Source organism: Chloroflexota bacterium (assembly GCA_009840355.1).
GTDB lineage: Bacteria > Chloroflexota > Dehalococcoidia > Lucifugimonadales > JADFKI01 > Bin90.
Genome location: VXNZ01000036.1, coordinates 1 through 12,632, shown reverse-complemented (window position 1 = coordinate 12,632; position 12,632 = coordinate 1). Strand labels below are relative to the sequence as shown.

At 53.6% G+C, this 12,632-nt stretch carries 13 protein-coding genes and 1 pseudogene; 5 read left to right on the top strand and 9 right to left on the bottom strand.

The window, feature by feature from the left end; translation table 11 throughout:
* Positions 1 to 95: 95 nt before the first annotated feature.
* Entirely contained in the window at positions 96 to 392 is a 297-nt protein-coding gene (locus F4X57_10275) for a HigA family addiction module antidote protein (protein ID MYC07540.1), read from the bottom strand.
* 16 nt (positions 393 to 408) lie between these two features.
* On the bottom strand, positions 409 to 687 hold the full coding sequence (locus tag F4X57_10270) for a peptidase (protein ID MYC07539.1): 279 nt from the start codon (positions 685 to 687) through the stop codon (positions 409 to 411).
* 235 nt (positions 688 to 922) lie between these two features.
* On the opposite strand from F4X57_10270, the gene F4X57_10265 reads away from it, so the two are divergent.
* Both F4X57_10265 and F4X57_10260 read left to right on the top strand, forming a co-directional pair.
* Positions 923 to 1,273 carry a hypothetical protein gene (locus F4X57_10265; GenBank protein MYC07538.1) on the top strand — a complete coding sequence of 117 codons (351 nt, stop codon included), beginning with the start codon at positions 923 to 925 and terminating at the stop codon, positions 1,271 to 1,273.
* A gap of 556 nt (positions 1,274 to 1,829) precedes the next feature.
* A complete protein-coding gene (locus F4X57_10260; GenBank protein ID MYC07537.1) occupies positions 1,830 to 2,738 on the top strand; it encodes a TIGR02391 family protein in 909 nt (302 codons plus the stop codon).
* Between the two features lie 300 nt (positions 2,739 to 3,038).
* On the opposite strand, the gene F4X57_10255 is transcribed toward F4X57_10260, so the two are convergent.
* The 3 genes from F4X57_10255 to F4X57_10245 form a co-directional block, all read right to left on the bottom strand.
* On the bottom strand, positions 3,039 to 3,353 hold the full coding sequence (locus tag F4X57_10255; protein ID MYC07536.1) for an HU family DNA-binding protein: 315 nt from the start codon (positions 3,351 to 3,353) through the stop codon (positions 3,039 to 3,041).
* Between the two features lie 160 nt (positions 3,354 to 3,513).
* On the bottom strand, positions 3,514 to 4,323 hold the full coding sequence (locus F4X57_10250; protein ID MYC07535.1) for a tyrosine-type recombinase/integrase: 810 nt from the start codon (positions 4,321 to 4,323) through the stop codon (positions 3,514 to 3,516).
* Positions 4,193 to 4,954: a hypothetical protein gene (locus F4X57_10245; protein ID MYC07534.1), complete on the bottom strand. Its 762-nt coding sequence runs from the start codon at positions 4,952 to 4,954 to the stop codon at positions 4,193 to 4,195. Before F4X57_10245 ends, F4X57_10250 begins: the two co-directional genes overlap by 131 nt.
* A 695-nt stretch (positions 4,955 to 5,649) precedes the next feature.
* Between F4X57_10245 and F4X57_10240 the strand changes: the two genes are divergently transcribed.
* Together F4X57_10240 and F4X57_10235 are read left to right on the top strand one after the other, a co-directional pair.
* Positions 5,650 to 7,008 carry an RES family NAD+ phosphorylase gene (locus F4X57_10240; protein ID MYC07533.1) on the top strand — a complete coding sequence of 453 codons (1,359 nt, stop codon included), beginning with the start codon at positions 5,650 to 5,652 and terminating at the stop codon, positions 7,006 to 7,008.
* A gap of 647 nt (positions 7,009 to 7,655) precedes the next feature.
* Positions 7,656 to 7,739 (top strand): annotated as a pseudogene (locus F4X57_10235) (ATP-binding protein).
* Positions 7,740 to 7,848: 109 nt separating this feature from the next.
* On the opposite strand, the gene F4X57_10230 reads toward F4X57_10235, so the two are convergent.
* The 4 genes from F4X57_10230 to F4X57_10215 all read right to left on the bottom strand — a co-directional run bounded on the left by F4X57_10230 (position 7,849) and on the right by F4X57_10215 (position 11,572).
* Positions 7,849 to 8,208: a hypothetical protein gene (locus tag F4X57_10230; GenBank protein MYC07532.1), complete on the bottom strand. Its 360-nt coding sequence runs from the start codon at positions 8,206 to 8,208 to the stop codon at positions 7,849 to 7,851.
* Positions 8,209 to 8,596: 388 nt separating this feature from the next.
* Positions 8,597 to 9,700: a hypothetical protein gene (locus F4X57_10225; protein ID MYC07531.1), complete on the bottom strand. Its 1,104-nt coding sequence runs from the start codon at positions 9,698 to 9,700 to the stop codon at positions 8,597 to 8,599.
* Positions 9,701 to 10,024: 324 nt separating this feature from the next.
* On the bottom strand, positions 10,025 to 10,459 hold the full coding sequence (locus tag F4X57_10220; protein ID MYC07530.1) for a clan AA aspartic protease: 435 nt from the start codon (positions 10,457 to 10,459) through the stop codon (positions 10,025 to 10,027).
* Between the two features lie 702 nt (positions 10,460 to 11,161).
* The gene (locus F4X57_10215; GenBank protein MYC07529.1) at positions 11,162 to 11,572 is read right to left on the bottom strand and encodes a hypothetical protein; all 411 of its coding nucleotides are present in this window, start codon (positions 11,570 to 11,572) and stop codon (positions 11,162 to 11,164) included.
* A 352-nt stretch (positions 11,573 to 11,924) separates the two neighbouring features.
* Between F4X57_10215 and F4X57_10210 the strand changes: the two genes are divergently transcribed.
* Positions 11,925 to 12,284, top strand: a complete 360-nt coding sequence (locus F4X57_10210) for a hypothetical protein (protein ID MYC07528.1) — start codon at positions 11,925 to 11,927, stop codon at positions 12,282 to 12,284.
* The last annotated feature ends 348 nt before the right edge of the window (positions 12,285 to 12,632 follow it).

Genomic DNA, 12,632 nt, shown 5'->3' with positions numbered 1-12,632 from the left:
GATATTGAGTATAGCAGGACTTGGTTATCTTGTCAACCTTTCCGTATAATTCCCAAATTATTGCATTCGGTCGGCTAATAACATGGGGGCGATTACTACGCAGTGTGTAGTGGCCGATAGCGCTCCACCCGTATTCTGTCTTCACCTTTGCGTGCCTGAGCCAAGTCGAATGCCGTCTGACGGCTCAGCCAGAAGTCCGCGCTGGACCACCCGGCTTTCTCTAGTCGGATGGCCATGTCGGGCGAGATCGCCGCGTGGCCGTTCAGTACCCGTGAAAGGGTATGACGGGCAACTCCAAGAACTTCCGCTGCCTCAGTAACGTTTAAGTTGAGGGGATTCAAGCAGTTCTCCCTGACGCTGCGCCCCGGATGGGGCGGATTTTTCATGGGCATGGTCTCTCTCTCCTTATTAGTGATAATCCACTAGATCAACGTCGTACACGTCGCCATCTTCAAACCTAAAGGTCATCCGCCAGTTGCCAGTAATCGAAATACTCCACAGTCCTCTTCGGTCCCCTCTGAGTGGGTGCAGTCTGTATCCCGGGAGATCGAGATCGCCTGGCTTACCAGCGGAATCCAGATCTGCCAAGGCGAGAGTGATTCGGTCCAACTGGTCGGCGGATATCCTGCTGGGGTCGTCGCGCTCATAGAGTCGCCTCAGCCCTCTATGGCGAAAAGAACGGATCATGAAATTATTATACCGTGTGCCGGTACAGCTATCAATGTATTCCTTTATCTGCTAAGACGATCTATGAAATCGTCTTTAATTCTCATCACCCGGACTTCAAGAATTGGCTGCGATTAAGGAGTCGGACTTTCTGTGAAACAGACAATTGTAAAGGTGACTCTCCCGACTATTCATGCAAAACCCAATTTCTGTGCTAGCTTCCATTTCTGTACAAAGCCGGTCGAAAGCCCCACTATTGGCATTCTTCCAGCTGACTTATCGCAGTTACACGGTCTCCGAAGGTTCTCTTGGCTTTATCGGCAAAGTCATCAGGTACGATCAAACGCCTAACCATAGCCATCAACTCGCCGAGCGTAGGTTGCGCCAGAACGAGGGCTTCGTCAACGCGGCGATGTGCCCTGCTGGAATGTGCCCGCTTTCCCCAAAAGAACTGGTCGAGTTCGAGAAGCAGCTCCTTCTCTTTGTCTTGAAGGCTTCGACCGCGAGGAGATCCGTTCACAGAGTAGTCCGCGGTGATCCGCCATTCACGCTGTCGGTAATAACCGAGTTCTTGGTTTTGATGATCGTCATCGGTTGGATAGAATAGGGCCTGCGCGATAGAAGCCGCTCCTAATCATGGCATTGAAAGGCGCAGTTTTAAAACCCAGGTTGTCAAGGGCGGTTCAATAACATGCCAGTGGGGCGGAGCAAAAGTTAGAGCGTCTCAATTGTCGCCAGAGGTAATCCCAAGTACCCTTGTCACCAGAAGGGACGCGCTGCAAACGCATGGGAGTGAGACGGACTACATAGATGATATATTTTCTCGACTGATCATGCGTTGCACTCATCCACAAGAGAACGCACCGCGTCAGGATCATAGCGCACTAAGAGAAAGATCACGTTATGTCCATCGAATAGGGATGGATAGGCTATTCCATTTGGGGATTATCGTTGACCAAAACTGAAGGCGATGCTTCCGGGTATTTGCCTATACTGGTTGGAATCGCCGTCATTCTATTTGTCATTGTCGTAGTGCTTCCCTTTGCCATTCACCTCACAACGTTCTTCTCAGATACGAATCCTTCCAGGGGCGCCTTCGAGGACGGATAGTTGGGACAGTGCGACTAATTTAGGGTAGCAGAGCAATACAGCCAGGAGAGGATATGACCAACAGCCACTCAGAGACTTCCAGGCGAATTTCCTTCACGTCCGCGCAACTGGAACAGATAGCAGATCGACTTGTGAGCGACGAGGTGACTCATAGAGTGTTGGACCGAAAGTTCAGAGAGCTTAATATCGTTGAGCCAACTCCAGAACCTTCCCCACAGGAAGCGAGCTTCAGAAAGTCAGGTCTACAAGCAGGTCGAGACTACTACATAATAGGCTCGTCCAAAAAAGAGCGATTACTGTACGCAGTGGAGGTGATGTATAAGCAGAACGGCGGGCAGGGAGTTCTTCATCTGGTTCGGACTCTATACGATCTTGTCCTCTACGCCGGAAATCCTGATAAATTCGCGGAGTTCTGTGATGACATCAACCGTATTCTCAGGTTTTCCGGATACGAATACAGAGATGACGGCCATTTTTACCGAGTCGTGGAGACACGCACCCTGTCGGAGGCTGAGCGGAGAGTTACGGCAGTTACAAATAAATTTTCCAGTCGTCGGGTTCACCCTGAAGTTCAAAAGTATTGCAAGTCAGAGTACATGCAGGAGAACTACTTCCACGCCGTATTTGAGGCAGCCAAGGGGTTAGCGGAGAGGATTAGGGAAAAGACCGGACTGAAGATCGACGGCGTTAATCTGGCAAAACAATCCTTTGAGCGTCCGAAGAACGGCTTACCCAGACTGGTCATCAATTCTCTTGGTAGCCAGACCGAACAAAATGAACACGACGGATTCATGAACTTGATACTTGGCTCGTTTCAGATGTTCCGCAACCCAATCGCTCATACACCGAGAGTGAAGTGGCAGCGCGACTTAGAAGATGCTGTCGACTGTCTGACTTTGATTTCATTTCTGCACTTCGTACTTGACGAGTGCCATCCAATCCCGATAGGTCAACGGGAATGACTCTACACCAACCGGCTATCGTGGGATCAGTCCTGATTGAGGCTCAAGGAATGCCCTGAGCACCGATGTACGGGTCAACTAGGCTGGGAATCCATACCGTGAAGAAAGGCGTTGATGCATCTGCGTCAATCTCCATTTCATGCCTTTTGGGCTCGTGACCTTAGTGCGGCCAGAGTTCAGCCTCGATCCGGTCCCTGACATCCTTTGCCGTGCTGAAGAGCCTAACTCCGCTTCCTATCCCAAAGGGGCAAACCTGTCATCTATACGGCAAGCTCTCAGGCAATAGTCGCCGGAAGTCGCCTACTCTCTCGTCACCTGCCTCAGCATTCCACCCGCCCTGAAGCGCACGGCCCTGTGAGCCGGAACCTCGATGGGTTCGCCGCGGTTCGCGCCTCTGACGGGTCGCACCTTTCGGGTGCCGACCTCGCGCGTCTCGAAGGTGCCGAAGCCAGTCAGCACTACTCTGTCTCCTTCGCGCATCGCGTCCGTGATGCTCTGCAACACGGCGTTGAGCGCCAGCTCGCCCTCCGACTTCGTGCTGCCCATCAGTTCAGCCCTCTTGCCGACATTCTCGCGCTTATGGAGCATATGGCTTATCAGCCCCCCTCTTGCCATTCATTTGCGCCGATCTGCCGGAAGCAGGTAGCAGCGCGCTTTATGCAAGAGTTGGCGGGCAAAGGCAAGCCTGCGGCGCCGAGAGGGAAAATGGCAGTTCCGGCGTTAGACGGCACACGTCGAAGTTTGCTATGCTGGATGTACTGATATAAAGGTAGGTTTAAGTAAGAGGTACAGGCGATAAACTAGGAATGCCATTTACGGTGGGAAATGGAAGCGAGTCAGGGAGCAAGAAAAACTCTTCCAGGGCACCCTGAAGGACCTGGGCTATAAGTGCCCTTATACGGCGTACATCAACAGCAGGCGGCACCCGATTCACCTTATTTTGCGGTTCGGGCATTCTAACATATCCTCCCGAGGAATGACAACTTTTATATATCCCCGCATCAATATCACAGGCAGTATTATACATTGAACACGCATCGGCCTCATCTTCGTCGGCCTCGCGCAGGTCGTCTCCAGCGCGTTCTTCGGTCGCCATGGTCGCCACCTTCGACGACGCCCCGCGCGCACTCCGACTGCCGTAGTAGTGCGCCACAGCTCCGCGAGCGACCGTCTCGTTGCGAGTGTATAGCGCGGGCATCCTGGGTGAGCGCCAGCGTCCCGCCGTCATCAGCCGCGTAAGCGCAGTCCCGGTACGCGCCAGGTCTCGCGCCATACCCACACGCGGCGAGTGTCCGCTGAATCCCTCGCCCAGTCCCGCAGCATACGCAGCCTGCCTGATGCGCCTGCTTATACAACCCGCGCTCAGCCCGAAGACCCTGCAATCGTCCGGCCCTCTGGCGCGTATCGCCTTCAGGCTATCCATCGTGGGCACTGAAAGAAACGCCACGGCGCCCTCACCTTCCGGGTCTGTCTTCAAGCGCCTTATCAGCAGCCGTCCCGTGCCATCCTCCTCTTCCTCGATATCTCCCCAAATAAGCTCGGCAGCCTCGGACACGCGCAGCAGGGCGTCCCTCATCACTCGCACTATCGCAAATGTCCAGCGTACCCCTGCGCTCTGCAGCCTCAGGACTCTCTGTCCTTCCACCTCGCCAGCGCCGCGGAAGGCATGCCGTGGCGACTATCGCGTCCAGCGCCTCGTCGGTCAGTCCTTCAGCCTGTCTCTGCTCCATTCCGGCCTTCCTGCGCGCGCTTCTGAGATTGTTTCTCACCTCCGCACTTTCGCACGGGTCCGGCAGTCCCCCGGCCCTGTGAACGAACCCGATAGCCGCCGCTGCGGTTTGTAGCGTGGCGGGCTTATGCCCGTGCTTCTCCATTCGCTCCGCGAGGTATGCCGCGACCTGCAGCGGATCGGCGGGCAGCGTACTTATGTCCCTCTCACGCGCCCATCCTGTGAAGCGACGCCACTGGGAGTCGTAGTTCTTCCTGGTGTTCTCGGACACCTCGTGTCCCAGCACGGATGCCAGGTGCGCCCGGTCGTCCTCGGTCAGGCGGTCGTTTCCCTCATGAGTGACTGCCTCAAGCGCCGGGGTAAGCAGCCCGTCCGGTTCGACGCCATTGCGCTTGCTGACGGTAGCTGCGTTGTCGGTATGCTCTCCCGTAAATCCGCTTTCACGAGTGTCGTATGTCTCTTCAGTCATCACAATAGGTGTCGTCATTTTCTCCCCACCTCCCTGTTTGGTGCGGTTGATGTGCGCCGTACAAGGGCACTTATACCGCAACTAGGAAGTAGCCAATATGACCCTCCGGACACGACAACCACAGCCCGAAAATGCGCCGGCGATTCTCACGGACGGAATCGCTGAGCAACAACACAGAAACGTGGAAAGAAAATGTACCGAGATCCGGTCTCCACCGCAGAGTTCTTCACAATGAACTTCGCAGAGTTCTTCACAATGAACTTCTTGGAGGACACTCCCGATTTCCCAGACTCATTCGACGCTGGATTCGATGAATGACTTAATGCTCGGAGCGATGTCCCACGCATCTTCGATTCTTGAAGGATTATGGCAAGTTAGACTCAATGACTAGAATTTCGTTGCCTTTGAGTTCTCTTGAAGCGGCCTCCTCCACGGAGAAGAATGAGGCGGCGAGTCCTGCTAAAATCGATTGTATGGAATCGGCCCGGAGATTTCGTACTCTGCACCAATTTTCCATCAACATCCTACTTTAGCTAAAGAGTGAAGATTGGTATGAATCCGCGCATGCCTTGCTTAATTGTCAAGCGACAGACCATGTGTTCGGCATGTTTCCTAGGGTACTTGGTCTGTTGTGCAATTCTCAATTTGGACAAGACTGATCTGTGGCATCTAAAATGACACTTGCAGAGTCCGAATGTGACTGATCGCAAGATATGCTTTGTAGGACAGAGATGCCATCCGACGAATACGTGTGCTCAAACTGCTATCGATTTGATGCCGAAATAGCTGCCTATATTAAGGAGAACGTCACTGCAAAGGAATGTTCCTTTTGCGGTGCGGCAGACGATGTCCCAGTTGCTGCTCCGATGGGCAAAGTAGCTGAATTAATATGGGGCCGGCAGGGGCCAGACAAGTACGTGTGTGGCGACTGCTTCACCGATCCAGGCATTAAGTCATTTATAGAGTCGAAGGCCTCTGCCAATACGTGCCAGTTCTGCTTAAATGCCGGGCAAATTCCAATAGCAGCGTCGATTGGCGAAGTTGCGGAGCACATCAATAACTGTCTTTATTTGGAATATGATGAGGCAGCAAATCAGGTTCCCTGGATATCGAGGGAGGGGGGATACTTATGGAGAACCTGGGACAAATGGGATTTGTTATTTGACGAACTGTGTTTGGACTTGCCAAATGACTTCCCAAGCTATCAATTAAGCAGAGAACTAATCAGCCGTATTGACGACAACTCCTGGTGTGACAAGGCAGGTATCCTTGGTAACGAACGTGAGCAGGTTGATGACAACTGGCACAACTTCTGCGAAGTTACTATGCACCGTCGTAGATATTTCTTTTCTGACTACGATACCGACGAACCTGGTCTGGATTTTCCCGCCGAAACATTGAGAAAGATTCTCGCCTATGCCGAACAGGTCGAATTATTCAAGACCCTCGAACCGGGCAGAATAATCTATAGGGCAAGATACGAAGAAGAGGATGAATGTTTCGAGACGCCCGGTGAATTAGGACCTCCTCCGCAAGAACTGGCTATTCAATCGAATAGAATGAGCCCTGCCGGCATCGTAATGTTCTATGGGGGCGAAACTCAAGAGACGGCTCTTAGAGAGATAGCGGATAAAGTTGGGAGCTATGCTGTGGGTAAATTCGAGACAGGTCGCTCTGTAATCATCCTTGACTTATCCGATATTCCGCCGATTCCCAGTCTATTCGAAGAATTTCCAGAGAGTTCTGAAATTTCATCTAGAACTGCCCTGACATTCCTTCACCACGTCGCCGAAGAGATCTCACGGCCAATCATGCGTGACGGAAGTGAACACGTCGAATATATTCCGACGCAGGTCGTTACGGAGTATTTGCGTTCTCGGTTCGATGCCGGCGACTCTCGAATTGACGGAATCAGATACAGCAGCTCTGTGCATGAGTGTCACGCCTCATATGTACTTTTCGCTACTCAGGACAATGTTAAGAGCGATACGGAGAGCGACCCATTTGACCAACGATGGTTGAAGTTGGTGGAAACTGATCACTGCACTGTCGAACATCTTTATCAGATGTAATTAATAGGGGCGGGTCATAAAATTTGACAACTATCGGACGACAAACAAGCGTCTGTCTCCCACCTGAATGACACGACCTTAGATTGGTTATCCAAGCGTTAGAGATGGTCGCAGTTGATCACCGGTATGAACGGCGGCGGCATAATGTGTCTGTCTCAGAAAGGGCTGCGCTTGGCGGATATGCGGTCTAAACATTAGGGTTTTCGGAGTAGGCAGGCCTTGAGTGGAACTATAACCTGATCGGTTTGCCCAGACGAGTGAAAGCGTTCTATAAGATGCTCAGATGATGTTCACCCGGGTGTCAAGCCGGGTACGCTGTCAAGGGCGCGATGATCGACCTGTCAAAAAAGCCGAGTTCTGCTTATCTGTGGCGTTGATGGTCCATTCGTGATACCCGGCAGGACTAGTTGTTTCAGCCTCTACTCCAGCGCCAATGAATGGTTGGTCACCGCCACGGACGTGGTGGTGACCAACATCCCAGTTACTCCCTCATCGGTGGCGACAGGCGATACCATTGCCTGGGCGTTGTAGCTTGGCACAATGCCCTGACGAGTCCTCATCAACCTTGCATCGCTGTCGGTCAGGTTGATGCGCGCGGGGCGCTTGTATCGGTTGGGACGCTCCATACCCGGCAGATCCTTCATTGCCTGACCGGCGCTCTGCTGGACAGGCTCACTCACCACGTTCACATCATCGAGATGAACGGCGACAGCTACCGTCTCAGACAGAGCAGCACGATAGCCTCGACATCACCCTTAAGCCGGTCCGAGATCCCAAGCCTGCCCTCGCTGAAGAGGACATAATCCTTGAACAATTGACACTGACATTTTCGCTTCGCATTTAAGCGGACATTTTCCCTCCGCAGCGACACCCCGGTGGCATGTTTTTGCACCGCCCTTGACACCATCTGGTCAACCAAAGGTAAGGTATCTGATCCTGGCAGGCTGTCTCCAGTTTCCGGCAGGAGCGCACGCCGGTCATGAATCCGTAGAGCCAAACGCTCAGCAACGCACGGGGATGGTAGGCCGGCGCTCCCAGTGGTTCTCCGTCCGGCTGCACACCCAACTCTGTCCAGTCGTCGCGGTTCAGCGCGTCCACGAACTCGGCTACGAACCGTGCCGGATGATCTGGAGGGACTAATTCGTCGAGTGTAGGCGGTAACAACCAAGCCTGATCCCGGCTCATCTCTCGAAGCGGCATCTGCTATCCTCCCAATCCCAAGTCTCCCGACATTCTACACCCCGACGATTACGCCGACTTATGAGACAGTCACATTATCGCTCCGCCGTTTACAGCGATGAAGGACATCCTGATTGGCGCACAGCGTTACTCTTCAATTGAGTCACGGTTGACCATAGAGAGCGACGATGGACGTGCCCTCGTGTTCGAGAGATAAACACTTCCCAGACGAGCCGTCGGCTCCATATGCCATGGGGAACCTGAGCATCGGCTACGCCCAACGCCGGGTGACGCTGGTCGGGGAGCCGGTGGAGCTGAGGCCACGGAGTGCGGGGTGCTAGTCGGCGGTGCCGATTGGGAGGAACCTTACAGCGAATTTGAATGTGTTCTCCGTGGATGGCTGTTTAACTTACTGTCCGACGTACTCAGCTACGAATTTGTCAAACATGTCGTGGGAGCCTGTGAATCGGTCGTATACGTGGTAGTAAGCGCCTAGAATGTTCTTGAACCGCCGGGCGACTTGGTTGTCGATGTCAACCACGTATAGCGATTTCGTTGGGGTTGGGGAGTTCGGATAATAGCGGGTTCGGGTACCTTCCCATAATAATGTTCGCATTGCAATGTCTGTTTCGGGCAGAGAATATCCGATGACGTAGATATTGTCTGCCTGGATCAAGGCTTTTTGTTTGGCTTGGGACCATAAGTTGCGGATAGTTTCGTGGTTTAGCAAAGATGATTTGTCGAGTACCGGGGGGACGATGAAGCGGCGTTTGTCGGCAACGAATTTTTGGTATTTGGGATCTCCGACCAGGTTGTGGGGTAGGCCGTAGATGGAGTCGGAAGTTGACTCGTTCTGCGACTTGTACCAGGCCGTTGAACCGTGGAGTTTGTATAGGGTAAAGGTGTCGGGGTACTCCGAACCTAAAATGGCTCCGCCGTCGCGGACTGTGGCGTTTGTGATTGGAACAGGAAACAAGTCTGTGTAGAAAAGATCGTGTTGCGAAGCGATTCGTTCGACGAGCGTGTCGTAGTTTGTCGTCAGGATATGGCTGCGATCTTGGTGCCACTTCTCCAGGAGTATGTTGGCGCTGGGGTTCAGCCCGGAAAGCTCTGCTCTTGTTTCCTTATTCCTGATTGTTTCTCCTATGCCTATCTCGATTAAAGCAGTGACTCTGCGTTTACGGAGTGCCTCAACAGGATCGTCGTGCGGGCCTGGTATTGCGTAGTAGGAGAGCAATGTTTCGGCGTTCCCGGATGCGTACTCGTACACTTCGCGGTTGAACCCGTCTGCTTGACCGATCAGCCCTTCGAGAAGGTTGTATAGCTCCTTCATTGTTGGCATCTGGTTCGAGACTGCTTTTGAGAAACCTGCTCCCAAAAGGAAGGTATCGGTCAAGCTATTTGTGCTCCTTGTTGGATTCCTGGCCCCGGCGAATGTGGCATGGGGGTCTTGTGGTCTTACCTCGTAGAGGGTCTTGTCTACAAAGCAAACGCTGGGTGGGGAATCCCCCATCTGTTAACGACCGATGCGACAAAATCCGTCACTTTACAGATGTGCCCGTTGCAGTGATGGCGGGTTGGGTCTAACAGGTTGGATAATTTCCGGGAAGTAGCGTCCGGTCGAGGGGAGGAAAGTGTAACTCAAACTTCGACCCGTAGCGCTAAATGCGCCACAGGTGGGACAGCGGGCTCTAGAGCGTAAGGTGCAGTCTTGTTGAGCAGGGAAGTATGCGGTTTCCCGCTGTGGTCAGTCCTCTCGTTGGCTATCGCTGGCCGAATATCTCTTTGAACGGTGTTCTGCCCTCTATTTTCGTTGGGGTTGCGGCCCGGGCTGAAATCACTCCGTCGGTAGTATGACCACGCGTCCTCCGTCGGTGACTTCGATGTTCAAGTTGTGCCTGTCGAGCAATAGCATACCTACCAGCGATACGGCATCGGTCACCGCAGCCTCGATATTTCTCGGCTGACCGTCCCAGAGCACGGTGACCTCGTAAACATCGAAAGCTACCTCGCTGCCGTTGGCCAGAACCGCCCGGCCGATGCTGGCGAACGGTAGCGACAGTTCCCCTACCAATGCCGTAGGCAAGGTAAGAAACCCGTTGAATCCGGTATCCACCACGGCATCTATTTCCAGGGTCTGTCCCGCCGGGCCTTGCACGGGAAGCGAAATGACCGGCTCATAGTTGGCGTTCACCGCGCCTTCGATCACTCGTCCCTCCGCAAGCGTCCACCTCCGAAGTTGTACAGCGCCCGGTATCCAACCCGCTCGCACAAGACATTGATAGCGTTCGGGCGCTTCTCCCGCAAACGGCCTGTTGCAGCAATCACGTTGTCGCCGGTGGAATAGTCTCCGCTGTCCACGTCTATGGCCAGGACCTCCCCATGATGGTCAGCTTCAACAAGGGGGCGGATGTCCCTTTCGTAAATCTCTTTCCCGAGACGGGCCGTCTCCTCTCGGGGTCGGCGTGTCGGCGTCGTCATATCTCAGTCACGACCCTTCAATAGCGTTCATCTTCAGATCACATGCTACTATATTGAGGTTGCGACCGGCAACGAGAAACGTTTAGGCGCTCAAGGGAAGATCCCGCGCACAGTGGTTCCGCGAGGAAGGTATTGCGGCGTTTGCCGGGGCCACGCCGTCCTGTCATAATGGCCCGATGGAGACTGGGGTTTCACAGGCTGCCCAGCCACATCTCAAAGATAGTTCCACCTACCGTGCACTCAGGCCCACCTGCATATACTCGAACCACTTAGGCAGCCGCTGCGAAGCAATTCGCTCTGAAACGGGCTGCAAGAATTCTCCCCCATTCCTTGCATTCGCGACCACGCTCCCTACCTGGACCACTCCCTTAAGTTGGACGACCTACCGCCGATATACAAGGATGTATCGGAATTACTTTTGCCTGCACCGACGGCTGCGTCATGTACCGATTGTTTAGCCGTTGTACGTGTCGCCAAATTACAAACTTCTACTCTATGCAGCAGAGCCTCTGTTCGCGACGACGTAGAAGGGGAACCTTCGTTCCGCATCCCTTATACGAGCGACCGCTTCATAGGAGCCAAGCTTCTCGATCCGCCATCCAATGTTCATTGCCAATTGCGTTCGCTGCTCCTGTCCGGGAGGTATTCCAGCAGCGCGGCCAACTTCGACCTGGCCGTTGCCGCCGAAAATCTTTCGACCGTCGCCGTCCAGAATTTCGAGCTCGAAGTCATGCTTTACGTTCGTCTCGTTCCAAGGGACTCTGAAGGCCACAGCCATGGCCATGCTGTGTGGGGCAGGAGGGCCAGTCGGCAATGTTACGCGGTCGTAACCTCCTCCGAGGATATAAAGCTTGCCTCCGACTACCTGAGCAGCGTCAGCAATTATCAGCCATTCCACTTCCATACGACAGGCCTCCTACATATGTAGTATAATTACACTACAATTGTAGGAGGTTGCCAAGTACATGTCAAGACTGGCAGTTCACACGTTCGTATTTGACGATGAAAATCTGGAGAAGTTTGCCAGTCACGGACTAACTGATCGCCAAGTTGACCAAGTACTCGATAATCCATTCGTTCATTATAGAAATCGCAATGAACGACGTGCAGAGCGGCTACTATTGGGGCGCGACCACGGCGGACAGTGTATAATTGTGCCCATTGAACCTACCCGTATCTTGGGTGTCTGGAGACCTGTCACTGCGTGGCGGTGTAGCGACACCTACGAGGCGCGGCTGAGAAAGGAAGGAATGTAAATGATAGAAAGAGAAATGACAGACTTGGAAGAAGAACAGAACTGGGACTTTGAAGATCCCGTTAAGTCGGAGCCTGTGAGGAACCGTCGGACAGTCGTGTCCGTATCCTTCCCCAGCAGCGCCCTTCAAGTTGTCGCGGCGGCAGCGAATAAGGCCGGCCTCAGCACTTCACGATTCATCAGAGACGCAGCCATTGCCAAAGCCTCACCCGTCTATACGGAAGTTGTGGCATCGTGGGGAGGAAGCACTGCGCCGGTTGTGTTCCGTCTCGACCCTTCATCCTCAACGCTGGGCCAAGCCACTGAGGAGCCTCTCATCGAGAGCCCTGACAATGAAGCTCACATCTACCTGCCCGCATAACTTTACGAGTGCGAATCCTGGCTCATTTAGAACTAGAACGACAGCGCCCACAAGAATCTGCTGGAGCTGCCACAGGCGCACGACACAACAGGACGCAGACCGGCGAAGTTCCTGACAGCGTGCTCTTTGGACTGGCACTCTGCGAAACGCCTGCTCCAGCAGAATCACGGGCGTCGCTGTCGTTTATATTGCCGTGTAGCCTGGAGCCTACTCCGCGGCAGTCAATCGCGGACTATGACGACGATGAACCTGTTGTCGGCGTCAAGTGCATGATGGTTGGGTACAACTAGATCCGCGTCGCTCTGTGGCTGCGGGTTTCGACGACGGAACAAACCGTCGAGAATCAGC